Source organism: Streptomyces sp. DH24 (genome assembly GCF_029813775.1).
Lineage (GTDB): Bacteria > Actinomycetota > Actinomycetes > Streptomycetales > Streptomycetaceae > Streptomyces.
Map to the genome: position 1 here is coordinate 1 of NZ_JARVKW010000152.1, position 257 is coordinate 257.

General features: G+C 66.5%; 1 protein-coding gene. It reads left to right on the top strand.

Features of this window, described 5'->3' with window-relative positions:
- A partial coding sequence (locus QC282_RS32270; RefSeq protein ID WP_279553135.1) for an acyl carrier protein occupies positions 1 to 257 on the top strand: 257 nt, incomplete at both ends.

Consider the following 257-nt stretch of genomic DNA (forward strand, 5'->3'; position numbering starts at 1 on the left):
GCTCGCGGTTGAGTTGCGTAATGGGTTGCAGGCGGTGACGGGTCTGCGGCTTCCGGCGACGCTGGTTTTTGATTATCCGACGGTGGATCGGCTGGCGGAGTTTTTGCTGGGTGAGGTGCTGGGGGCCAAGGCTGAGGCGGCGCCGCCGTCTGTCGCCGAGCGTCTGCCGTCCGTCGCGGATGATCCGGTCGTGATTGTCGGGATGGCGTGCCGTTTCCCGGGTGGGGTGGCTTCGCCCGAGGATTTGTGGCGGCTGG